The sequence below is a fragment of the Hydrogenophaga sp. genome, from assembly GCF_041913525.1.
Classification (GTDB): Bacteria; Pseudomonadota; Gammaproteobacteria; order Burkholderiales; family Burkholderiaceae_C; genus Hydrogenophaga.
This window is the reverse complement of sequence record NZ_JAYSFD010000006.1, coordinates 194,444-216,338: the sequence shown is the minus strand read 5'-3', so window position 1 is coordinate 216,338 and position 21,895 is coordinate 194,444. Positions and strand designations below refer to the sequence as shown.

The 21,895-nt window shown below is 68.7% G+C and carries 17 protein-coding genes, 1 tRNA gene, 1 pseudogene and 1 riboswitch; of the genes and pseudogenes, 11 read left to right on the top strand and 8 right to left on the bottom strand.

The genetic code is table 11. The features are described from left to right. Positions 1–372: 372 nt before the first annotated feature. The 4 genes from urtD to urtA all read right to left on the bottom strand — a co-directional run bounded on the left by urtD (position 373) and on the right by urtA (position 5,499). Positions 373–1,248, bottom strand: a complete 876-nt coding sequence (gene urtD, locus ACE3RQ_RS10170; protein ID WP_374521855.1) for an urea ABC transporter ATP-binding protein UrtD — start codon at positions 1,246–1,248, stop codon at positions 373–375. After that, a complete protein-coding gene (gene urtC / locus ACE3RQ_RS10165; RefSeq protein ID WP_374521854.1) occupies positions 1,245–2,363 on the bottom strand; it encodes an urea ABC transporter permease subunit UrtC in 1,119 nt (372 codons plus the stop codon). Before urtC ends, urtD begins: the two co-directional genes overlap by 4 nt. 109 nt (positions 2,364–2,472) lie before the next feature. Further along, entirely contained in the window at positions 2,473–4,071 is a 1,599-nt protein-coding gene (urtB, locus tag ACE3RQ_RS10160) for an urea ABC transporter permease subunit UrtB (protein ID WP_374521853.1), read from the bottom strand. A gap of 138 nt (positions 4,072–4,209) precedes the next feature. Next, on the bottom strand, positions 4,210–5,499 hold the full coding sequence (gene urtA / locus ACE3RQ_RS10155) for an urea ABC transporter substrate-binding protein (RefSeq protein ID WP_374521852.1): 1,290 nt from the start codon (positions 5,497–5,499) through the stop codon (positions 4,210–4,212). 229 nt (positions 5,500–5,728) lie between these two features. On the opposite strand from urtA, the gene ACE3RQ_RS10150 reads away from it, so the two are divergent. Then, the gene (locus tag ACE3RQ_RS10150; RefSeq protein ID WP_374521851.1) at positions 5,729–7,420 is read left to right on the top strand and encodes a hypothetical protein; all 1,692 of its coding nucleotides are present in this window, start codon (positions 5,729–5,731) and stop codon (positions 7,418–7,420) included. A 6-nt stretch (positions 7,421–7,426) separates the two neighbouring features. Here ACE3RQ_RS10150 and ACE3RQ_RS10145 read toward each other — a convergent pair whose 3' ends face one another. Together ACE3RQ_RS10145 and ACE3RQ_RS10140 are read right to left on the bottom strand one after the other, a co-directional pair. Continuing rightward, positions 7,427–8,434 (bottom strand): response regulator, encoded by a 1,008-nt coding sequence (locus ACE3RQ_RS10145; RefSeq protein WP_374521850.1) that lies wholly within the window; start codon positions 8,432–8,434, stop codon positions 7,427–7,429. Next, a complete protein-coding gene (locus ACE3RQ_RS10140; protein WP_374521881.1) occupies positions 8,427–11,783 on the bottom strand; it encodes an ATP-binding protein in 3,357 nt (1,118 codons plus the stop codon). Before ACE3RQ_RS10140 ends, ACE3RQ_RS10145 begins: the two co-directional genes overlap by 8 nt. A 177-nt stretch (positions 11,784–11,960) precedes the next feature. Between ACE3RQ_RS10140 and ACE3RQ_RS10135 the strand changes: the two genes are divergently transcribed. The 8 genes and pseudogenes from ACE3RQ_RS10135 to ACE3RQ_RS10100 all read left to right on the top strand — a co-directional run bounded on the left by ACE3RQ_RS10135 (position 11,961) and on the right by ACE3RQ_RS10100 (position 16,551). After that, positions 11,961–12,263 carry an urease subunit gamma gene (locus tag ACE3RQ_RS10135; RefSeq protein WP_374521849.1) on the top strand — a complete coding sequence of 101 codons (303 nt, stop codon included), beginning with the start codon at positions 11,961–11,963 and terminating at the stop codon, positions 12,261–12,263. Between the two features lie 18 nt (positions 12,264–12,281). Continuing rightward, on the top strand, positions 12,282–12,458 hold the full coding sequence (locus ACE3RQ_RS10130) for a hypothetical protein (RefSeq protein ID WP_374521848.1): 177 nt from the start codon (positions 12,282–12,284) through the stop codon (positions 12,456–12,458). Further along, positions 12,455–12,760, top strand: a complete 306-nt coding sequence (locus ACE3RQ_RS10125) for an urease subunit beta (protein ID WP_374521847.1) — start codon at positions 12,455–12,457, stop codon at positions 12,758–12,760. Before ACE3RQ_RS10130 ends, ACE3RQ_RS10125 begins: the two co-directional genes overlap by 4 nt. Before the next feature lie 44 nt (positions 12,761–12,804). Continuing rightward, positions 12,805–14,523, top strand: coding sequence for an urease subunit alpha (ureC, locus tag ACE3RQ_RS10120; RefSeq protein ID WP_374521846.1), 1,719 nt, complete (start codon positions 12,805–12,807; stop codon positions 14,521–14,523). A gap of 9 nt (positions 14,524–14,532) precedes the next feature. After that, a pseudogene (ureE, locus tag ACE3RQ_RS10115) lies at positions 14,533–15,063 on the top strand (urease accessory protein UreE); the annotation flags it as partial. Further along, complete coding sequence (locus ACE3RQ_RS10110; RefSeq protein ID WP_374521880.1) at positions 15,050–15,766, top strand: urease accessory protein UreF; 717 nt, start codon at positions 15,050–15,052, stop codon at positions 15,764–15,766. The pseudogene ureE and the gene ACE3RQ_RS10110, both read left to right, overlap by 14 nt. Then, a complete protein-coding gene (gene ureG, locus ACE3RQ_RS10105; RefSeq protein WP_374521845.1) occupies positions 15,763–16,431 on the top strand; it encodes an urease accessory protein UreG in 669 nt (222 codons plus the stop codon). Before ACE3RQ_RS10110 ends, ureG begins: the two co-directional genes overlap by 4 nt. A 32-nt stretch (positions 16,432–16,463) precedes the next feature. After that, positions 16,464–16,551, top strand: a tRNA-Ser gene (locus ACE3RQ_RS10100). Positions 16,552–16,597: 46 nt separating this feature from the next. On the opposite strand, the gene ACE3RQ_RS10095 is transcribed toward ACE3RQ_RS10100, so the two are convergent. Further along, positions 16,598–18,913 (bottom strand): penicillin-binding protein 1A, encoded by a 2,316-nt coding sequence (locus tag ACE3RQ_RS10095; protein WP_374521844.1) that lies wholly within the window; start codon positions 18,911–18,913, stop codon positions 16,598–16,600. A gap of 33 nt (positions 18,914–18,946) precedes the next feature. Further along, positions 18,947–19,561 carry a trimeric intracellular cation channel family protein gene (locus tag ACE3RQ_RS10090; protein ID WP_374521843.1) on the bottom strand — a complete coding sequence of 205 codons (615 nt, stop codon included), beginning with the start codon at positions 19,559–19,561 and terminating at the stop codon, positions 18,947–18,949. 111 nt (positions 19,562–19,672) lie between these two features. Next, positions 19,673–19,781, bottom strand: a riboswitch (glycine riboswitch). Between the two features lie 394 nt (positions 19,782–20,175). On the opposite strand from ACE3RQ_RS10090, the gene ACE3RQ_RS10085 reads away from it, so the two are divergent. Together ACE3RQ_RS10085 and ACE3RQ_RS10080 are read left to right on the top strand one after the other, a co-directional pair. Next, positions 20,176–21,189 carry a methionine ABC transporter ATP-binding protein gene (locus tag ACE3RQ_RS10085; protein WP_374521842.1) on the top strand — a complete coding sequence of 338 codons (1,014 nt, stop codon included), beginning with the start codon at positions 20,176–20,178 and terminating at the stop codon, positions 21,187–21,189. Next, positions 21,189–21,851, top strand: coding sequence for a methionine ABC transporter permease (locus ACE3RQ_RS10080; protein ID WP_374521841.1), 663 nt, complete (start codon positions 21,189–21,191; stop codon positions 21,849–21,851). Before ACE3RQ_RS10085 ends, ACE3RQ_RS10080 begins: the two co-directional genes overlap by 1 nt. Positions 21,852–21,895: the final 44 nt, after the last annotated feature.

Here is a 21,895-nt window from a genome sequence, read left to right as displayed (position 1 = left end):
ACAGGGGGTCTTCTCCGGTGGCGTGGCGCATCGAACCCAACACAGGGGCAGCTCTTCGGTGGCCTGAAACGGTGCAGCGCGCCACAAGCCCCTTCTGTCTGTGCCGAGGAGCACAGCGCAGGGCGGAAAAAGGGCCGCGCATGTTTGAGCGAAGCGAGTTTGCGCGGACCCCGCCCGGCGCGAGCACCACAGGTTGCCCGGCGCACAGCGCCGGGACACAGACAGCAGGGGTCGCCTTTCTTTGCCTACTTTCTTTGGCGAAGCAAAGAAAGTAGGTCGGCCGCCGGGCCGAAACCCGGCCTGCCTCGAAAGCAACAACACCCCACAAAAAATCAAACACAAACGTGTTTATCACACCTATCACACCCACCCTCACCGCCCCAAATAAACCTCAATCACCCGCTCATCCGCCTGCACCTCATCCAAGGTGCCCTCAGCCAGCACCGAGCCCTCGCACAGCACCGTCACCTTCTCGGCAATGGCGCGGATGAAGGCCATGTCGTGTTCCACCACCATCAGCGAGTGCCGGCCCTTGAGCGACAAAAACAGCTCCGCCGTGCGGGCCGTTTCTTCGTCGGTCATGCCGGCCACGGGTTCGTCGAGCAGCAGCAGCTTGGGCTCTTGCATCAGCAGCATGCCGATCTCCAGCCACTGCTTCTGGCCGTGGCTGAGCAAGCCGGCGGGGCGGCGCACGTGCTCGGTGAGGTGGATGGTGGCCAGCACCTCGGCGATGCGGTCGCGCTGCTCGCCGTTCAGGGCAAAGCGCATGGAGGGGCCCACGCGTTTGTCGGTGGCCAGGGCGAGTTCGAGGTTCTCGAACACGCTGAGCTGCTCGAACACGGTGGGCTTCTGGAACTTGCGGCCAATGCCCAGGGCGGCGATCTCGGCCTCGCGGTGGCGCAGCAGGTCAATGGTGCTGCCGAAGAAAACGGTGCCGCGGTCGGGCCGGGTTTTGCCGGTGATGATGTCCATCATCGTGGTCTTGCCCGCGCCGTTGGGGCCGATGACGCAGCGCAGCTCGCCGGGGGCGATGTCCAGGCTCAGGCCCTGGATGGCCTTGAAGCCGTCGAAGCTGACGTGCACGTCTTCCAGGTAGAGGATGCGGCCGTGGGTGGTGTCCACCTGCCCGGCCTGGGCGAGGCGGCCGTAGCCGGCGCTGCGGCCACCGGACTCGGTCTGGCCGGTCTGCACCGGGGCGTGGGCTTTCTCGTAGCGCTGCGCGCCGGCTTCCATCAGGTCGGGGGTCATGCCTGGCCTTTCGACTTCAACTTCTTCACCAGCCCCACCACGCCCTGGGGCATCCACAGCGTGACCGCAATGAACAGGGCGCCCAGGAAGTAGAGCCAGAACTCGGGGAAGGCCACGGTGAGCCAGCTCTTGGCGCCGTTCACCAGAAAGGCGCCGACGATGGGGCCCAAGAGCGTGGCGCGCCCGCCCACCGCCGCCCACACGGCGATCTCGATGCTGTTGGCCGGGCTGAGTTCGCTGGGGTTGATGATGCCCACCTGCGGCACGTACAAGGCGCCGGCCACGCCGCACATCACGGCGGAGATGGTCCAGATGGCGAGCTTGTAGGGCAGCGGGTTGTAGCCGCAGAACATCACGCGGCTCTCGGCGTCGCGAATGGCCTGCAGCACGCGGCCAAACTTGCTGCCCACCAGCCAGCGCGCCCACAAATAGAAGCCCAGCAAGGTGAGGCCGGTGATGACGAACAGCGCCATGCGCATGCCCGGCGTGGCCAGGGGCATGCCCAGGATGCGCTTGAAGTCGGTGAAGCCGTTGTTGCCGCCCAGACCGGTTTCGTTGCGGAAGAACAGCAGCAGCGCGGCGTACACCAGGGCCTGCGTGATGATGGAAAAGTACACGCCCTTGATGCGCGAGCGAAAGGCGAAGTAGCCGAACACAAAGGCCACCAGGCCGGGCACCAGCACGATGAGCAGCAGCGTGGCCACGAAGCTGTCACTCAAGGCCCAGTGCCAGGGCAGTTCTTTCCAGTCAAGGAAAACCATGAAGTCGGGCAGCTCGCTTTTGTAGTGCCCGTCGGTGCCGATCTGGCGCATGAGGTACATGCCCATCACGTAGCCACCCAGCGCGAAGAACAGGCCGTGGCCCAGGCTGAGGATGCCGGTGTAGCCCCAGATGAGGTCCATGGCCAGGGCGCAGATGGCAAAGCACATGATCTTGCCCAGCAGGCCCACGAGGTGGTCGCTCAGGTGAAAGGCACTGCCCTCGGGCACCAGCAGGTTAAGCACCGGCGCCAGGGCGCACACCACCAGCAGCGCCACCATGAAGGCGCTCCAGCCGGTGCGGGTGAGCAGTGGGCCGGGGGTGGGCAAGGCCACCGAAACAGAAGAGGTCGTCATGAGCAGCAGCCCTTGCGAGCGAAGTGACTGATCGAGAGCGCCGCGGAACCGGCTTTGCCGGGCCGCTGGCGTTGCCCCTTGAGGGGCGGAGCGAAGCGACGGGGGTGGTTCATGTTTCCGCGCTCCGGCCCTTCATGGCAAAGATGCCCTGCGGTCGCTTCTGGATGAACACGATGATGAACACCAGCACGGCGATCTTGGCCAGCACGGCACCGGCCCAGCCCTCCAGGAACTTGTTGAGCAGGCCAAGGCCCAGCGCGGCGTACACCGTGCCGGCCAACTGACCCACGCCGCCCAGCACCACCACCATGAAGGAATCGACGATGTAGCCCTGGCCCAGGTCGGGGCCGACGTTGCCGATCTGGCTGAGCGCGCAACCGGCCAGGCCGGCGATGCCCGAGCCCAGGGCGAAGGCCCAGGTGTCGATGCGCGCGGTGTTCACGCCCATGCACGAGGCAATGGGCCGGTTTTGCGTGACGCCGCGCACGAACAGGCCCAGGCGGGTGCGGCCAATGAGCAGGGCCACGGCGGCCAGCACGGCCAGGGCGAAGGCGATGATGAACAGGCGGTTCCAGGGCAGGCTCAGGTCGCCCAGCACGGTGAGGCCGCCGCTCATCCAGGCGGGGTTTTCCACGCCCACGTTCTGCGCGCCAAAGAGACTGCGCACGGCCTGCATGAGCACCAGCGAAATGCCCCAGGTGGCCAGCAGGGTTTCCAGCGGGCGGCCATACAGGAAGCGAATCACCGTGCGTTCCATGGCGGCGCCCACCAGGGCCGAGGCGGCAAACGCCACGGGCATGGCGGCCAGCAGGTACCAGTCAAACCCGCCGGGCAGCCAGCGCTGAAACGCCTGCTGCACCAGCCAGGTGGCGTAGGCGCCGATCATGATGAGTTCGCCATGGGCCATGTTGATGACGCCCATGAGGCCGTAGGTGATGGCCAGGCCCAGCGCGGCCAGCAGCAAGATGGACCCGAGGCTGATGCCGGTGAAGGCCTGGCCGATGGCGCTGCTGATGGCGAGCGATCGGTCCAGCGAGGCAAGCGAGGCCTTGATGGCCGCCTTCACCGGGGCGCTGGGTTCCTCATTCAGGCGCTGCTCCAGCAAGGGCCGCACGGCGGCCTGGCGGGCGGCGCCCAGTTGCTCGGCGGCCTGCAGGCGCTGGGCGGGCTCGTCGCTGGCCAGCAGCACGGCGGCGCGGGCCAGTTCAAGCGCGCGGCGGGCGGCGGCGGGCAGCTCGGTGGCCAGGGCGGCGTCGAGCATGGGCAGCTGGGCGGGGTCGGGGTTGTCGAAGGCGCTGCGCTGCAGGGTGCGGGCGGCCTCGGTCTGGCGCGCGGGCGAAGGGTCGGCCAGGTCCAGCGCGGCCAGGGCAGGCTCCAACGCGCCGCGCAGGCGGTTGTTGAGCATGGCGTCCTGCGCCTCGGGCGGCAGGGTGGCGGGCTGGCCGGTGAGGGCGTCGGTGGCGGCGTCGCCATTGACGATGTAGACGCGATCACCAGCGAACTTCACGCGCTCGTCGGCCAGGGCGCGAATCAGCTCGGCCGCGCGCGGGTCGCGCGAGGCGGCCAGGCGCTGCACAGCGGCCACGCGCTCGCTCAGGTCACCGTCGGCCACGGCCAGGGCGTCGGCGGGGGCAAGGGCGTGGGCCGCGCCCAGGCCCATTGCAAGCAGCAGGCCCAGACACAGCCGCCGCAGCCAAAAAGTCTTCATGAACATCCTTAACCAAAGGCGAACGCCAACCCAGCCCAGCCCAGGGACACCGAGGGTCCGGCTCCGCCGGCCCAAGGTGTCGCCCCCCTCCCGCCGCAGGCGAGAGAGGGGGGAGCGCCAACGGCGCGCGGGGGGTGCTTACTTCTTCTCGGGCTCGTCCTTCTTGCCCTTGTTCTCGGGGATGTAGGGGCTCCAGGGCTGGGCCTTCACCGGGCCCGGGGTCTTCCACACCACGCTGAACTGGCCGTCGGCCTTCACCTCGCCAATGAACACCGACTTGTGCAGGTGGTGGTTCTTCTCGTCCATCTTGCTCACGATGCCGCTGGGCGCGGTGAAGGTCTGGCCGGCCATGGCGGCGATCACCTTGTCGGTGTCGGTGCTCTTGGCCTTCTCCACGGCCTGCTTCCACATGTTGATGCCGATGTAGGTGGCCTCCATCGGGTCATTGGTGAGCGGCTTGTCTTTGTGGCCGGCGATGTTCTTGGCCTTGGCGTAGGCGGCCCACTTCTTGGTGAACTCGGTGTTGGCCGGGCTCTTGATGCTCATGAAGTAGTTCCAGGCGGCCAGGTGGCCCACCAGGGGCTTGGTGTCCACGCCGCGCAGCTCTTCTTCGCCCACCGAGAAGGCCACCACCGGCACATCGGTGGCCTTCAGGCCGGCGTTGCCCAGCTCTTTGTAGAAGGGCACGTTGGAGTCGCCGTTGATGGTGGAGATCACCGCGGTCTTCTTGCCGGCCGAGGCGAACTTCTTCACGTTGGCGATGATGGTCTGGTAGTCGCTGTGGCCGAAGGGGGTGTACTCCTCCATGATGTCTTCGTCCTTCACGCCCTTGCTTTTCAGGAAGGAGCGCAGGATCTTGTTGGTGGTGCGCGGGTACACGTAGTCGGTGCCCAGCAGCACGAAGCGCTTGGCCGAGCCGCCGTCTTTGCTCATGAGGTATTCCACCGCGGGAATGGCCTGCTGGTTGGGCGCGGCGCCGGTGTAGAACACGTTTTTGCTGAGCTCTTCGCCCTCGTATTGCACGGGGTAGAACAGCAGGCTGTTGAGTTCCTCGAACACCGGCAGCACGCTCTTGCGGCTCACGCTGGTCCAGCAGCCAAAGACCACGGCCACCTTGTCTTGCGTGATGAGCTGGCGCGCCTTCTCGGCAAACAGCGGCCAGTTGGAGGCCGGGTCCACCACCACGGGCTCGAGCTTCTTGCCCATCACGCCGCCCTTGGCGTTGATCTCGTCAATCGCCATCAGCACCGTGTCCTTGAGCACGGTCTCGGAAATGGCCATGGTGCCCGAGAGGCTGTGCAGCACGCCCACCTTGATGGTGTCGGCGGCGTGGGCGCTCAGGCCGGTGAAGCCGAGCGAGGCCACGGTGGCCGCCACGGACAAGGCTTTAAGGGCAAGGCGGCGGGGCTGCGAGGGGGTGCGATGCATGGCGTTTCTCCGAGGGAAGGGGTGAAGACGAAGGGGGTTTGGCTTCGCCGCCGCCCGGGCCAGCAGACCCAGGTGCAGCGGTGAACCCGATGCTAGGGATCGGCCCCCGAATCGTCTGTACGCCCTACGGCGTACGCGGAGGGCGCGAAGACCCTGTTGGCATCAGGAAGGCCACATGGGTGCGAGCTGCGCCACACACCGAATCGCCCCGAAACCAAGCCTTCGAACCATGATCAACGACACCTTCGACACCCCACCCACCAGCACGAACTCCACGGAGCCGAAGCCCTTGCTGACCTTTCCCGAACTGGACAGCCACTTCTCCACCCTGCCCGCGGGCGCGGCCGACGCCACCCTCACCACCTGCCTGTCGCGTCTGCAGCAATTGCCAGTGGACGAGTCTTCACCCGACTGGGCCACTGGCCTGGGCCTCACCCTGCCCTGGCTGCTGGCGGCCGGGCAAAGCCACAGCCAGGAGGTGCTCGACACCCTGGCCGAGCGCCTGGCGCACTGGACGATCGACCGCTTTCTGCACAGCGACACCATTGCCGCCGAAATCGTGGTAACACTCGCACAGCACCAGCCGCGCACGATGGCGGTGGCCGGGCGCGCCATCGTGAATCGGCTGCTTCAAGGTCTGCAGAAGCAGCAAGCCCTGCCCGCTTGGACCGCCACGCTCATCGGGCAGCTGCGCCAGGTGGCGGATGAGCCCGGCGCCGCCACCCTGGCGCAAGCCACACTGGCGGCACTGCCCGACTGGCAAGTGCTGCTGCGGCGCGACGCCTTCGAGCAAGCGCTGACCAAGAATGACCGCAACGAGCTGCTCATGCTGGTGGGCCACTTCAGCCTGCTGAGCCTGATTGACCTTCGCCAGATGCCCCAACAGCCGTTGGGCGCCGCGCTGGCGAACATCGCGAGCAGGCCACCCATCGCGCCAGACATGCAGGCCGCGGTTGCCAACCGCCTTGAAGACGAGCGCGTGCGACTGCATTGGTTGCTCACCCCCTTGGGTACCCAATCGATTGAGGCGCTCTTGGCCAAAGCCAGCGAAATGTTCCCGACACCAGCGTATGAACGCATTCGGCAAGAGATTGTGCTGAGCCTGGCCCGACATGCGGCCATCCAGCAAAGTGCACTACAGGGGGCAGAGGCCGTGCTGCTGATCTGCCAGCTGCACCACCTGATGGGAGGCAGGCCGGACGCCTGGGGGCCAGTGTGGACCGCCGTGCGCCAACTGGCGCGCCAGGTCAAGCTGCACGGGGGTCTGGCCACGCCAGCCACCGACCGATCGCGCACGGTGAACACCCTGCTGTGCCAGGGGGGCCTGACCGGTGCCCTGGAGACGGTTGGCTGGCGCCTGGCGCTGCTCAAACACAGCGGCCTGAGCCTGCTCGACTGCCTGGGCCAACTCGTGCAACAGGTGCCTTGCAGCCCCAACGGCCAACCCCTGCTGGCCCGGGTGCTTCAGGTCACGCGCGCCAACGCACAAGAGCATCAGCAAGCTCTGCTCGAAATGTGCAGCGCGCAAGGATTGCCAGTGCATGCCGGCGCCCAGGTCTACACACGGCAATTGCTGCTCAGGGCGCGCTTGCTGGCGCTGGCGGCCTCCCAAGAGACAGACCCCCACCAACTGCCCGAGAAGGAAGAAAACATCCTGCTCGAAACGGCCTCCCAATTCACGCCGGGCGTGCTGATGCTGGGCTTGTTGAGACACCTGCATGTCGAGCTGAGGTTCCCCGACTGGTCGCAGGATGGGGCGTTGTGGCTGATGGCCCAGTTGCAGGCCAGCGTGGCGGCACTGCCCACTGGCGTGCCCACGGACTGGGCGCTGCAAATCTGCACCCAGTTTGACGACGACCTGGCTCAGGCCCTGCCGCCAGCGCATTACCAGCAGTGGAGCGCCTGGCTGCGCACGCTCTGAGCGGCCTCAGCCCGCGCCCGTGCCCTCCAGCGCGCGCACCCGGTGAATGGCCATGGCGGCGGCGGCGGTGCGGGTCTCCACGCCCATCTTGGCCAGGATGCGCTCCAGGTGTTTTTTCACCGTGGCGGGGCTGGCGCCCAGGATGTCGGCGATGTCGCGGTTGATCTTGCCCTTGACCACCCAGTACAGCACCTCGGCCTCGCGCGCCGTGAGGGCGAACGCGGCGGCCAGGGCCTCGATGGCGCTGGTGTCGGACGTTTCCTGCATCACGATGAGCCAGTCGCCACCGGGCGCGGCCGGGTCTTCGTCGCTGACGCACTGGTGCAGGCGGAAGGTGAGGCGGCGCGGGCCGCGCTCGATGGTCAGGCGCGGCGGCTCGCGCTGGGCCTGCGCCTCGGGCAGGTGGCGGCGCAGCCACTGGCACACCTCCAGCGGGGCGTGCAAGGCCTCGGGCCCGAAGTACTGGCGCAGCAGCTCGCGCGCCAGCGGGGTCTGCCACACCAGGCGGCCGTCGGCCGCGCGCACGGTGATGGTGGCGTGGCCGAAGGCGTCCAGTGCCTGGCGGGCCTGGCTGCGCTCCAGCGCGCCTTGCGCGGCGTGGCGCGCGGTGCGCAGGTGCACGGCCATGCGCGCCATCACCTCGCGTGGCTTCACGGGTTTGGTCACGTAGTCCACGCCGCCAGCGTCGAGCGCGGCCACCAGGTGCTCGGTCTCGGTAAGGCCGGTCATGAACAGAATGGGCGTGGCGGCGGTCTCGGGCTGAGCCTTCAGGCGGCGCGCGACCTCGAAGCCGTCGAGCCCGGGCATGACGGCATCGAGCAGGATCACGTCGGGCCGTGCCTGGGTGGCGCGGCGGATGGCGCTTTCGCCGTCCAGCGCCACCAGCACGGTGTAGCCGGCGGCGTCCAGCGCGTCGTGCAGGGGCGCGATGTTGTCGGGCACGTCGTCCACGATGAGCACCACGGTGCTGGCCGTGGCCTCGCCCGCTTCAAGCGGCCAGCGCGGCTCAACCATGCTGCCCCCGCAGGTGCGCTTCGATGGCGTCAAAGCGGAACTCGCGCGCCATCTGGCCCAGGGCCTGGGCCAGGGCGGCGCGCTCGGGCTGGCGCTGCACCCAGTCGTCCAGCCAGCGCAGCACGCCGCGCGTGTGGCCCAGGCGGGCGAGTTCGATGAGCGGGGCCACCTCTTGCGCGGTGGGGTGGGCGCTGGCTGGTGGCACGGCCACTGGTGCGGGTTCAGGCGCGGCCTCGCTGCGCCAGCGCAGGCCCAGCTGCTGCCCCAGCCAGGCCAGCAGCTCTTCGCGGCGCACTGGCTTCACCAAGAAGTCTTGCGGGCGCAGGGCGTGTTCGCCCGAGGCCTCGCCTTCCATCTCGCTGTGCAGGCTGCGGTCAAAGGCGTTGGCCGAGACGATGGCCAGCGGAACACCGCCCCAGCCCGCGGCGCGCAGGCGCCGGCGCGTTTCCCAGCCGTCGATGCCGGGCATGGCCAGGTCCAGAAAGATGGCGTGCGGCGCACCGGGGCCACCCGGGGGCAAGGGCTCCAGGCGGGCCAGGGCGTCGTGCCCGCTGGTGGCCAGCAGCACCTCAAAACCCAGGGGGGTGAGCCAGCGCGAAATCAGCTCGCGGTCGGCCTCTTCGTTGTCCACCACCAGCACGCGGCGGCGCTCGCCCTCGTAGCCCACCACGCTGGCCACCACCGGGCGGGCCACGGCCAGGCCCACCTGCTCGGGCAGGAACAGGCGCACGGTGAACACCGAGCCCTGGCCCGGGGTGCTGCGCACGGCCAGCTCGCCGCCCATGAGGTCGGTGAGCATCTTGGTGATGGTCAGGCCCAGGCCGGTGCCGCCCGCGCCGCCCCCCGCGCCGCTTTCGCCATGGCCTCGGGCAAAGGGCTCGAACACGCGCTCCAGCTCGGCCGCGCCCATGCCGGGGCCGGTGTCGTGCACCTCGATCTGCGCCATCTCGCGCAGGAACGACACGCGCAGCCGCACCTCGCCGTGGCGGGTGAACTTCACCGCGTTGCCCAGCAGGTTGATGAGGATCTGCCGCAGGCGCTTTTCGTCGGCCCGCACCGCCTCGGGCAGGCGGCCGGAGGGCTCGTACACAAAGCGCAGGCCCTTGGCGGCGGCCTGCAGCTCGAACAGGCCCGCCACCTCGGCCAGGGTGTCGGCAAAGGCCATGGGCCGCACGTCGAGCGCCAGACGGCCGGCCTCGATTCGCGCCACGTCCAGCGTGCCCTCAATGAGCGAGAGCAGGTGCTCGCCGCCGCGGTTGATGACGCGGATGGCGTGCGCGCGGTGGGGGGCGAGATCGGTGTCTTCCTGCAGCAACTGCGCGTAGCCCAGGATGCTGTTGAGCGGCGTGCGCAGTTCGTGGCTGATGGTGCTGATGTAGCGCGTCTTGGCCTGGTTGGCCTGCTCGGCCGCGCGGCGGGCCTGCTGCAAGGCCTCGTCGGTGCGGCGGTGCGATTCGATCTCTTGCATCAGCAGGCGCGTCTGCCGGTTCGACTCTTCTTGCGCCACCTCGCGGCTTTTGTGCGCCAGCACCAGCCACCAGGCCACGGTGGCGGCAATGAGCAGCAGCACCGCGTACACGCGCCAGAAGCCCGAGCGCAGGGCCGCGTCAAACAGGCTGGCCTGGCTGCCCAGGTCTTGCACCAGGGTCTGCGCCTCTTGCCGGTAGAGCAGGCCCAGCACCGCCGCCAGCAGCGGCGCGATCACCAGCATCAACAAAAGGTAGTGCGCCAGCCCCGCGTCAAGGTAGGGCCACACGGCCTTGGGGCTGAGGCGGCGCAGCGCCTGGCCCCACTGCACCGACAGGCGCGCGTGGGGTTTGCACAAGTCGCCACAGCGGGCGTCAAGCGTGCAGCACAGCGAGCAGATGGCGCCCTGGTAGGCCGGGCAGTGGGCCATGTCGGGGCCTTCGTATTCCCTTTCGCAAATGACGCACTTGAGCACCCCGCCGCGATCGGGGCTGCTTCTGGCCACGTAATACCGGCCATTCGTGGCCCAGGCAATCAGCGGCGAGGTGACCAACGCCGTGACCATGGCGATCACGGCCGAGAAGGCCTCGGCCGTGGGGCCGAGCGCGCCGGTGTGGGCCACGATGGACAGCACCGAGGCCAGGGCCATGGCGCCCACGCCCACGGGGTTCACGTCGTACAGGTGGGCGCGCTTGAACTCAATGCCCGGCGGCGACCAGCCCAGGGGCTTGTTGATGACCAGGTCGGCCACCACCGCCATGATCCAGGCGATGGCGATGTTGGAGTACACGCCCAGCACCTGGCCCAGGGCCTCGAACACGCTCATCTCCATCAGCAAAAAAGCGATAAAGGTGTTGAACACCACCCACACCACCCGCCCGGGGTGGCTGTGGGTGAGGCGCGAGAAGAAGTTGCTCCAGGCAAGCGAGCCGGCGTAGGCGTTGGTGACGTTGATCTTGAGCTGCGACACCACCACGAACAGCGCCGTGGCCGCCACCGCCCAGCCGTGGTGCGAGAACACCAGCTCGTAGGCGGCCAGGTACATCTGGTTGGGGTCCACCGCGCGCTCGGGCGGCACCGCGTGGCGGATGGCCAGGTAGGCCAGCAGCGCGCCGCCCAGCATCTTGGCCACGCCCAGCACCACCCAGCCCGGACCGCCGGCCAGCACGCCGGCCCACCAGCGCGCGCGCTGCCCCGGCTTGGGCGCGGGCATGAAGCGCAGGTAGTCGGCCTGCTCGCCCATTTGGGTAATCAGGGCAATGCCCACGGTGAGGGCTGCACCAAACAAGTGCCAGTCGAAGCCCGCGCCTGCACCATGTTGGCCGCCATAGCGCACCACCTCGGTGAATGTCTCGGGCGCTTCGCGCCACACCACCACAAAGGGCACCACCATCATCACCAGCCACAGCGGCTGGGTCCACACCTGGAAACGGCTGATCACCGACACACCGTGCGTCACCAGCGGAATGACCACCACCGCGCAAATGAGGTAGCCCCAGGCGGGCGGAATGTCCAGCGCCAGTTCCAGCGCATAGGCCATCACCGCCGCCTCCAGCGCGAAGAAGATGAAGGTGAACGAGGCGTAGATGAGCGAGGTGATGGTGGAGCCGATGTAGCCAAAGCCCGCGCCGCGCGTGAGCAGGTCCATGTCCACCCCGTGGCGCGCGGCGTACACGCTGATGGGCAGGCCCGCCAAAAAAATGATGAGCCCCGTGCACAGAATGGCCAGCGCCGCGTTGGTGAAGCCGTACTGCACCAGCAGCGTGGCGCCCACCGCCTCCAGGATCAGAAAAGACGCCGCGCCAAACGCCGTGTTGGCCACCCGCCATTCGCTCCATTGCCGAAAGCGCTGCGGCGTGAAGCGAAGCGCGTAGTCCTCCATCGTCTCGCGCGCCACCCAATTGTTGTAGTCCCTTCGCACCTTGATGATGCGTTGCGGGGCATCTTGGGCGGCGTGGGGCGGGCTGGATGGGGCATTCACGCCCAAGCCGGGTGCAGATTTCGTGCCACCAGGGCCAAGAGCGCAGGCGCGAGGCACGGGTTTTGCTGAACCCCTGGCATGGAACTGACTCCCCGCGAAAAAGACAAGCTGCTCATCTTCACCGCCGCCTTGCTGGCCGAGCGGCGCCGCGCGCGCGGCCTGAAGCTGAACTACCCCGAGGCGGTGGCCCTCATCAGCGCCGCCGTGATGGAGGGCGCGCGCGACGGCAAGTCGGTGGCCGAGCTCATGAGCGAAGGCCGGCGCGTGCTCACGCGAGACGACGTGATGGAGGGCATCGCCGAGATGATTCCCGACATCCAGGTCGAGGCCACTTTCCCCGACGGCACCAAGCTCGTCACCGTGCACCAGCCCATTCCCTGAACACCCCCGGAGCCCCACATGACCCAGCGCAACCTTTCCCTGGCCACTCTGCTGGCCCTCGCCGCCGCCTCGGCCCACGCCCACGAAGGCCACGGCCTGGGCGGCAGCCACTGGCACGCCACCGACACCCTGGGCTTCGTGGGCGTGGTGCTGGCCATTGGCCTGGTGTGGTGGTTCTCGCGAGGCGGCCGATGATTCCCGGCGAACTCATCGTGGACGCGGGCGAGCACCCGCTCAACCCCGGCCGCCGCACGCTCACGCTGGTGGTGCAGAACACGGCCGACCGGCCCATTCAGGTGGGTTCGCACTACCACTTCGCCGAAACCAACGGCGCCCTGGCCTTTGACCGCGCGGCCGCGCGCGGCATGCGCCTGAACATCGCCAGCGGCACCGCGGTGCGCTTCGAGCCCGGCCAGCAGCGCACGGTGGAGCTGGTGGACTACGCCGGCGAGCGCGTGGTGTTTGGCTTTCGCGGGCTCACGCAAGGCCCTGCCTGACACCCGCACCCGATCCCGCGCCTGAACCCCAGAGGACACCCCCCATGGCAAGCATTTCCCGCAGCGCCTACGCCGACATGTTCGGCCCCACCGTGGGCGACCGCGTGCGCCTGGCCGACACCGGCCTGCTGATCGAAATCGAAAAAGACTTCACCCTGGCCGCCGGCGGCCACGGCGAAGAGGTGAAGTTCGGCGGCGGCAAAACCATCCGCGACGGCATGGCGCAAAGCCAGCGCTCGCGCGCCGAGGGCGCGGTGGACACGGTGCTGACCAACGCCGTCATCGTTGACCACAGCGGCATCGTGAAGGCCGACATTGGCCTGAAGGGCGGCTTCATCGTGGCCATCGGCAAGGCCGGCAACCCCGACACCCAGCCCGGGGTGGACATCGTCATCGGCCCGGGCACCGAGATCATCGCGGCCGAGGGCAGCATCGTCACCGCCGGTGGCATCGACAGCCACATCCACTTCATCTGCCCGCAGCAGGTGGACGAGGCCCTGGCCAGCGGCGTGACCACCATGCTCGGCGGCGGCACCGGCCCGGCCACCGGCACCTTCGCCACCACCTGCACGCCCGGCCCCTGGCACATGGAGCGCATGCTGCAAGCCGCCGACGGCCTGCCCATGAACCTGGGCTTTCTGGGCAAGGGCAACGCCAGCCAGCCCGCCGGCCTGCGCGAACAGATCGAGGCTGGTGCCATCGGCCTGAAGCTGCACGAAGACTGGGGCACCACGCCATCGGCCATTGACCAGTGCCTGAGCGTGGCCGACGAGACCGACACGCAGGTGGCCATTCACAGCGACACGCTCAACGAGTCGGGCTTTGTGGAAGACACCATCGCCGCCACGAAGGGGCGCACCCTGTGCGCCTTCCACACCGAAGGCGCTGGCGGCGGGCATGCGCCCGACATCCTGCGCGTGGTGGGCGAGGCCAACTTCCTGCCCAGCTCCACCAACCCCACCATGCCGTACACCGTGAACACGCTGGACGAGCACGTGGACATGCTCATGGTGTGCCACCACCTGGACGCCGCCATCCCCGAAGACCTGGCCTTCGCCGAGAGCCGCATCCGCCGCGAAACGATCGCGGCCGAAGACATCCTGCACGACCTGGGCGCCATCAGCATCATGAGCAGCGACAGCCAGGCCATGGGCCGCGTGGGCGAGGTGATCCTGCGCACCTGGCAGACGGCCGACAGGATGAAGCAGCAGCGCGGCAGCCTGCCGCAAGACAGCAGCCGCCACGACAACTTCCGCGTCAAGCGCTACGTGGCGAAATACACCATCAACCCCGCCATCGCCCACGGCATGTCGCACCTCATCGGCTCGGTGGAAGTGGGCAAGTGGGCCGACCTGGTGGTGTGGAAGCCCGCCTTCTTCGGCGTGAAACCGGCCCTGGTGCTCAAGGGCGGCAGCATCGCCCTGGCCGCCATGGGCGACCCCAACGCCTCCATCCCCACGCCGCAGCCGGTGCACTACCGCCCCATGTTCGGCAGCTTCGGCAGCGCCATCGCCAAAGGCAGCCTCACCTTCGTGTCGCAGGCCGCGCTGGCCGCTGGCGTGGGCGAGCGCTTCGGCCTGCAGAAAACCCTGGCCGCCGTGCAGGGCTGCCGCAGCGCCACCAAGGCCAGCATGGTGCACAACGCCTACCTTCCGCGCATGGAAATTGACCCGCAAACCTACGCCGTGCGCGCCGACGGCCAACTGCTCATCTGCGAGCCCGCGAAGCGCCTGCCCATGGCGCAGCGCTACTTTCTGTTCTAAGCGCCTTCCATGATCCAAGTCTCCAAGCTCATCCCCCAAGGCCAAGGCCTGGCGCCCGCGCTGCTGCGCCGCGCGCCCACCGTCTCGCTCGACTGGGATGTGCGCCAAAAAAGCCGCTTCGACGCCACCGACAGCGAAGGCCGGCGCCTGGGCGTGTTTCTGCCGCGCGGCACCGTGGTGCGCGGCGGCGACGCCCTGCTCACGCAAGACGGCGGCCTGCTGCGCGCCATCGCCGCGCCCCAGCCGGTGCTGCGAATCACCCCCTGCGCCGAACACGGCAGCCCCTTCGACCTGACCCGCGCCGCCTACCACCTGGGCAACCGCCACGTGCCCATCGAGCTGCGCCCCGACCACCTGAAGATCGAGCCCGACCACGTGCTGGCCGACATGCTGCGCGCCATGCACCTGACCGTGGTGGAGGCGCTGGAGCCCTTCGAGCCCGAAAGCGGCGCCTATGGGCAACACGGCCACCACGGCCATGGGCACGTGCATGACCACGGCCATGGGCATGACCACCCACACGACCATGGCCACGGCCACTGACACCACCCCCGAGGCCGCCACCCCCGGCCTGCTGCGCCTGCTCTGGCTGGCCTCGCCCGCCCTGCCGGTGGGCGGCTTCTCCTACTCCGAAGGGCTGGAAGCCGCCATCGAAGCCGGCTGGGTAAACAACGAAGCCACCGCCGCCCAGTGGCTCATCGACCAGCTGCACCTGGGCCAGGCCCGCAGCGACCTGGCCGTGGTGGCCCAGGCCCTGCCCGCCTGGGCCCACGCCGACCACGCCCGCCTGCACCAGCTCAATGACTGGGTGCTGCACACCCGCGAAACCCAGGAACTGCGCCTGCAAGCCGAACAGATGGGCCGCTCGCTGCTGGAATGGGCGCGCAGCCTCGGCCCCCTGGGCGAAGGCCTGCACGACGCCCTGCAGGCCGCCGCCCTGCCCCAGCCCACCTGGCCCGTGGCCTGGGCCGGCGTGGCCGCGCGCAGCGGCGCCAGCCCGCGCGACTGCCTGCACAGCCTGGCCTTCGCCTGGGCCGAAAACGGCGTGCAGGCCGCCATCAAGGCCGTGCCCCTGGGCCAGGGCTCGGGCCAGCGCATGCTGGCCCAGCTCGCCCGCGAGATTCCCGCCGCCGTGGCCCACGCCCTGGGCCTGCGCGACGACCAGCGCCAGGCCTTCACGCCCGGCCTGGCCATCCTCTCGGCCCGCCACGAAACCCAATACTCCCGCTTGTTCAGGTCATGACCGCACTCCACCACATCCCCCACCGCACCAAAACCCTGCCCCCGCTGCGCGTGGGCATTGGCGGCCCCGTTGGCTCGGGCAAAACCACCCTGCTGGAAATGCTCTGCAAGGCCATGCGCGATCAGTACGACCTGATCGCCATCACCAACGACATCTACACCAAGGAAGACCAGCGCCTGCTCACCATCAGCGGCGCGCTGCCGCCCGAACGCATCATGGGCGTGGAGACCGGTGGCTGCCCCCACACCGCCATCCGCGAAGACTGCTCGATCAACCTCGAGGCCATCGACCGCATGCTGCAAGAGCACCCCAACGCCGACATCGTGTTCGTGGAAAGCGGCGGCGACAACCTGGCCGCCACCTTCAGCCCCGAACTCAGCGACCTCACCATCTACGTGATCGACGTGGCCGCCGGCGAAAAAATCCCCCGCAAAGGCGGCCCCGGCATCACCAAGAGCGACCTCTTCGTCATCAACAAAACCGACCTCGCCCCCCACGTGGGCGCCAACCTCGACGTGATGAAGGCCGACACCGCCCGCATGCGCCCCGACCCCGAGCGCCGCCCCTGGGTCATGACCAACCTCAAAACCCTGGCCGGCCTGGACGAGGTGGTGCGCTTCATCGAAACCCGCGGCCTGCTGCGAAGCGCCCAGCCCGGCGCCTGAGCCCCGCCGCCCCGCTACAATCCGGGCCTTCCGGAGACTTGGGTGAGTGGTTTAAACCAGCAGTCTTGAAAACTGCCGACGGGCAACCGTCCGTGAGTTCGAATCTCACAGTCTCCGCCAGACAGCACAAACAAAACGGGCCCCTCGGGGCCCGTTTTTGTTGGTGTCACCGCGGCCCAAACCGCCACAGCCCCGGCCCCGGCGGCGGCGCCACGGTGGCCCCGCATTCAAACGGCCCGCGCGTGTAGGGCCGGCCGTCGTTGGCGCAGGGCTGGCCCACGAGTTCGCGGTAGACGAGGTCGTCGCCATAGCTCACCAGATCCTCGGGCATGGGCCATTCGGTGGGCTGGCGCTCTTGCAGGGCGACCTTCATGTACTGCATCCAGATGGGCAGGGCCAGGGTGCCGCCGGTGGCGCGGCCCAGGCTGCGCGGGGCGTCGTAGCCGGCCCACACCACCGAGACCAGGCCCGAGGAGTAACCGGCGAACCACACGTCGCGCGAGTCGTTGGAGGTGCCGGTTTTGCCGGCCGTGTCGGCGCGGCCCAGGGCCATGGCGCGGCGCGCGGTGCCGGTGCGCACCACGTCGCGCAGCAGGCTGTCCATGAGGTAGGCGTTGCGTGGCTCGAGCACGCGCACGCGCTCGGGCGCGCTGGGCGCGGCGAACAGCACGTCGCCGTCGCGGGTGCGCACCTCGCGAATCAGGGTGGTGGGTGTCCACTCGCCGCCGCTGGCGAACACGCCATAGGCCTGGGCCAGGCCCAGGGGCGTGGTGGCGCCGGCACCCAGGGCCAGGGGCAGGCGGGCGGGGTTGAGGTCGGGGTCAAACCCGAAGCGCCCAATGAAGTTGTGCACATGGGAAACGCCGGCGGCTTCCATCAGGTTCACGGCCACCATGTTTTTGGACCGCGCCAGCGCCCGGCGCAGGCTGATGAAGCCTTCGTAGCGCTCGCCGTAGTTCTTGGGGCTCCAGGCGCGCTGGCCGCGCGCGGCGGGGGTGACTTCGCGCGGGCTGTCGTCCACCAGGGTGCCGGGGAAGTAGCCCTTGTCCAGCGCGGCCGACCACACAAAGGGCTTGAAGGTAGAGCCGGGCTGGCGCTGGGCCTGGGTGGCGTGGTCGAAGCGGTTGAGGGTGTAGTCAAAGCCGCCCACCATCGAGACGACTTCGCCGCTGGCCACGTCAATGGACACCAGCGCGCCTTGCATGCGCGGCAGCTGGCTCAGGCGCCAGCCACGGCCGGGCTCTTGCACCACGCGCACGATGGCGCCGGGGCCGATGGCGCGGCGGTCGGGCGTTTTGGCCTGCATCTGGGCGCGGGCGGAATCGGGCAGGGCCTGGGGCGGCAGGTGCACGGCGGTGCCGTCGCGCAGCAGCACGTCCACGCCGTCGCTGGCCGAGGCGCGTTGCACCCAAGCGGCGCGCAGGGCGCCGCTGTCGGGGTAGGGGCGCAGGGCAGTGCGGATGGCGGCGGCGCCGGGGGGCGCGTCGCTCAGCGGCACACGGGCCTCGGGGCCTTCAAAGCCGCGCGCGGCCTGGGCGTCGATCAGCCCTTGGCGCAGGGCCTCGGCGGCGGCCTGCTGGGCGGGCCAGTCGAGCGTGGTGGTGACGTCAAGACCCAGGGTGTAGGTCTCGTCGCCAAAGCGTTCCACCATTTGCTGGCGCACGCGCTCCACCGCGTAGGCGGCGGCGGGCTCGATGGAACGCGAATCGGCGCGCAGGTTCAGCGGCTCGTCCAGCGCGGCCTGCAGGGCGGCCTGGTCCACCATGCCCAGGGCGTGCATGCGCTGCAGGATGTGGCGCTGGCGCTGCACGGCGCGCTCGCGGTTGGCCACCGGGTTGTAGGCCGAGGGCGCCTTGGGCAGGCCGGCCAGCATGGCGGCCTCGGCCAGGGTGAGCTCGTCCAGGGTCTTGTCGAAGTACACCGAGGCGGCGGCGGCAAAGCCGTAAGCGCGCTCGCCCAGGTAGACCTGGTTCATGTACAGCTCAAGGATGCGGTCTTTGCTGTAGTTGCGCTCCAGCTTGTGGGCCAGCAGCACCTCCAGCAGCTTGCGGCTGTAGGTTTTCTCGCGGCTCAGGAAGAAGGCCCGCGCCACCTGCATGGTGATGGTGCTGGCGCCTTGGCCCGTGCGCCCGGTGAGCAGGTTGCTGACAGCCGCGCGGGCGATACCTTTGAAATCCACGCCCGGGTGTTCGTAGAAGCTGGTGTCTTCAATGGCCAGCAGGGCCTGGCGCATGCGCAGGGGTATCTGCTCGATGGGCACCACCTCGCGGCGCTCTTCGCCGTACTCGGCCAGCAGGGTGCCGTCGCGGGCGTAGATGCGCAGCGGTCGCGCGTGCTCGTAGGTGGCCAGGTGGTCCACCGAGGGCAGGCGCTGCCAGAGTTCGTGCACCAGGTAGGCCGTGCCGAGCGCGCCGCCCAGGGCAAGGCCCAGCAGCAGGCCCAGCGCCGTGCGCCAGAGAGAGAAGGTGGATTCGCGGGTCATGTCAGGTCCATCAAAGCACTGGCGAAGGGCGACTCAGTCCCAGCGCTCGCTGTAAGAGAAAGACGGCAGGCGCCAGCCTTGGCGAATGGCGGCCAGGCGCAGGGCCAGGCCGCCGAAGAAAGCGATGGCGGTGCTGCGCTCTGGCGATAAGCCAGCGGCCAGCAGCCCCAGGTAGAGGGCGCACACCAGCAGCGACACGCTGGCGTACAGCTCGCGTCGAAACACCTCGGGCACCTGGTTGCACAGCACGTCGCGCAAGATGCCCCCGGCAATGCCGGTGAGCATGCCGGCCATGAGCACCACCGCCGCGGGGTAGCCCATGCCCAGGGCCACCTCGCTGCCGATCAGCGAAAAGGCCACCAGGCCCATGGCGTCGAGCACCAGAAAGAGCTGCTTGAGATGCCGCAGGCGCGAGGCGACCAGGGTGGTGAACAGGCCCGCGCCCACGACGATGGCGATGTACTCGGGGTGGCGCGTCCAGCCCACGGGGAAGTGGCCCAGCACCACGTCGCGCACGGTGCCACCGCCCAGGGCGGTGACGAAGGCGATGGCGGCCACGCCAAAAATGTCCATGCGCCGCCGGCCAGCGGCCAGCGCGCCCGACATGGCTTCGGCGGTGATGGCAATGAGGTAGATGGGGGTCAGCATTGGCGGTTCCTGGCGCCGCCATGGGCGCAGGGGCCAACGCGTGGAGGGGCAGCACGCATGGACAGATGAATCGGATTGGGCAGGCAGCCGCACGCACGGTGGGCCATGAACGCCGCTCCCTCTGTCCTTTTACCTGAGAGTTTCGGCCGCCATGTGGCGGCCTGCCCCTTCGGTGGGTGAACACGCCAGTTGCGCTTCACCGCTCTCCAGTCGGCCAAGGTTCACGGCGGTTCGGGGTGCCTGAGCGATCATGGGAGGTTACGCCTTCGGCGGGGCCTGTCGGTGGCCCAGCTCTCCCGCAGTGAACGGGGGCCAGTATACCGAGGGCGTGTGTCCGACCGGGACACGCGGCCAGGCCAGCGCCTGGTAACAGTGCGCAACAAGGCGCCGAGCGCACGCACATCCCCGCGTGGCCAGGGGGGCTAGGCATGTACCGCCTAAAATCGCGAACAATTCTCGATCGCACAATTCAACTTGATGCCCCGCCGCATGGCCCGCTGCCATGGCGCTGAATGGGCCCCGGTCATCACCGGCATCACGCCTACCTGCCAACGGCCTTTGCGGGCCGGCCCGGCACCGGGCCACTACCCCTTTCCGCGACGAGAGCCTTCGCTGTGATTCAACTTCAACAACTGCACAAGACCTACCGCGCCGGGCCGCGCGAGGTGGTGGCCTTGGCCGGCGTTGACCTTTCGGTCGCGCGTGGCGAGGTGTTCGGCATCATTGGCCATTCGGGGGCGGGCAAGTCCACCCTCATTCGCCTGCTCAACCGCCTGGAAGAGCCCGACCGGGGCTCGCTGCACATTGATGGCGTGGACGTGCTGGCCCTGCGCGACGCCGAGCTGCGCGCCTTCCGCCAGCGCGTGGGCATGATCTTTCAGCACTTCAACCTGCTGTCGTCCAAGACGGTGGCCGAGAACGTGGCCTTCCCGCTGCGCATCGCGGGCTGGACATCGGCCAGCGAGATCCAGCAGCGCGTGCAAGAGCTGCTGGCCCTGGTGGGCCTGGCCGACCAGGCCGACAAGTACCCCAGCCAGCTCTCAGGCGGGCAGAAGCAGCGCGTGGGCATTGCCCGCGCCCTGGCCAACCGCCCCACCCTGCTGCTGTGCGACGAGGCCACCAGCGCGCTTGACCCGCAGACCACGCAGTCCATCCTGCAACTGCTGCTGGACATCAACCAGCGCATGGGCCTGACCATCGTGCTCATCACGCACGAGATGGACGTGATCCGCAGCATCTGCGACCGCGTGGCCGTGCTCGACGGCGGGCGCGTGGTGGAGAGCGGGCCGGTAACGCAGGTGTTCCTGCACCCGCAGCACCCCACCACGCAGCGCTTCGTGCAAGAGGCCGAGCACCTGGACGAGAACGCTCAGCTTGACGCACTGGCCCATGTGCCGGGCCACATCGTGCGCCTGACCTTCGTGGGCGAGGCCACGTACGGCGCCGCGCTGAGCGAGGTGGTGCGCGCGCACGGCCTGGGCTTCAACCTGCTGGGCGGGCGCATCGAGCGCATCAAGCACACGCCCTGCGGGCAACTCACGCTGGCCCTGCAGGGTGAAGCGGCGCAGGTGCAGGCCGCCATGGAAGCCCTGCGCGCCCAAGGCACCACGGTAGAGGTGATCCGATGATGGAATGGCTCAATCAGGTGGACTGGCTCGACATCGGCTGGGCCACGGTGGACACGCTGTCCATGCTGGGCGGCTCGCTGCTGTTCACGGTGTTGCTGGGGCTGCCGCTGGGCATCCTGCTGTTTCTCACCGGGCCGCGCCAGTTGCTGGCGCACGGCAAGCTGTATGGCGCGCTGTCGCTGCTGGTGAACCTGCTGCGCTCGGTGCCGTTTGTGATTCTGCTGATCGTGCTGATCCCGTTCACGCTGCTGCTGGTGGGCACTTCGCTGGGCGTGGCCGGCGCCATTCCGCCGCTGGTGGTGGGCGCCACGCCGCTGTTCGCGCGCCTGGTGGAAACCGCCCTGCGCGAGGTGGACCCCGGCATCGTCGAGGCCGCGCAGGCCATGGGCGCCACCACGCGGCAGATCGTGGTGGGCGCGCTGCTGCCCGAGGCCATGCCCGGCATCGTGGCGGCCATCACCATGACGGCGATCACCCTTGTCTCTTACGCCGCCATGTCGGGCGTGGTGGGCGGGGGCGGCCTGGGCGACCTGGCCATTCGATACGGGTATCAACGCTTCCAGACGGAAGTGATGGTCATCACCGTGGTGCTGTTGCTGATCCTGGTGCAGGTGCTGCAGATGATTGGCGACCGGGTCGTGATCCGACTGAGCCGGCGGTGATGGGTTGGGGGCGCCCACCGGCGCCCCTGTTTTGTGTGCAAGTG

What these genes read in the sequence shown, in the direction of transcription:
- urtD (WP_374521855.1), bottom strand. Translation starts at nt 1,248, where the DNA reads ATGACCCCCGACCTGATGGAAGCCGGCGCGCAGCGCTACGAGAAAGCC.
- urtC (WP_374521854.1), bottom strand. Translation starts at nt 2,363, where the DNA reads ATGACGACCTCTTCTGTTTCGGTGGCCTTGCCCACCCCCGGCCCACTG.
- urtB (WP_374521853.1), bottom strand. Translation starts at nt 4,071, where the DNA reads ATGAAGACTTTTTGGCTGCGGCGGCTGTGTCTGGGCCTGCTGCTTGCA.
- urtA (WP_374521852.1), bottom strand. Translation starts at nt 5,499, where the DNA reads ATGCATCGCACCCCCTCGCAGCCCCGCCGCCTTGCCCTTAAAGCCTTG.
- ACE3RQ_RS10150 (WP_374521851.1), top strand. Translation starts at nt 5,729, where the DNA reads ATGATCAACGACACCTTCGACACCCCACCCACCAGCACGAACTCCACG.
- ACE3RQ_RS10145 (WP_374521850.1), bottom strand. Translation starts at nt 8,434, where the DNA reads ATGGTTGAGCCGCGCTGGCCGCTTGAAGCGGGCGAGGCCACGGCCAGC.
- ACE3RQ_RS10140 (WP_374521881.1), bottom strand. Translation starts at nt 11,783, where the DNA reads ATGGAGGACTACGCGCTTCGCTTCACGCCGCAGCGCTTTCGGCAATGG.
- ACE3RQ_RS10135 (WP_374521849.1), top strand. Translation starts at nt 11,961, where the DNA reads ATGGAACTGACTCCCCGCGAAAAAGACAAGCTGCTCATCTTCACCGCC.
- ACE3RQ_RS10130 (WP_374521848.1), top strand. Translation starts at nt 12,282, where the DNA reads ATGACCCAGCGCAACCTTTCCCTGGCCACTCTGCTGGCCCTCGCCGCC.
- ACE3RQ_RS10125 (WP_374521847.1), top strand. Translation starts at nt 12,455, where the DNA reads ATGATTCCCGGCGAACTCATCGTGGACGCGGGCGAGCACCCGCTCAAC.
- ureC (WP_374521846.1), top strand. Translation starts at nt 12,805, where the DNA reads ATGGCAAGCATTTCCCGCAGCGCCTACGCCGACATGTTCGGCCCCACC.
- ACE3RQ_RS10110 (WP_374521880.1), top strand. Translation starts at nt 15,050, where the DNA reads ATGGCCACGGCCACTGACACCACCCCCGAGGCCGCCACCCCCGGCCTG.
- ureG (WP_374521845.1), top strand. Translation starts at nt 15,763, where the DNA reads ATGACCGCACTCCACCACATCCCCCACCGCACCAAAACCCTGCCCCCG.
- ACE3RQ_RS10095 (WP_374521844.1), bottom strand. Translation starts at nt 18,913, where the DNA reads ATGACCCGCGAATCCACCTTCTCTCTCTGGCGCACGGCGCTGGGCCTG.
- ACE3RQ_RS10090 (WP_374521843.1), bottom strand. Translation starts at nt 19,561, where the DNA reads ATGCTGACCCCCATCTACCTCATTGCCATCACCGCCGAAGCCATGTCG.
- ACE3RQ_RS10080 (WP_374521841.1), top strand. Translation starts at nt 21,189, where the DNA reads ATGGAATGGCTCAATCAGGTGGACTGGCTCGACATCGGCTGGGCCACG.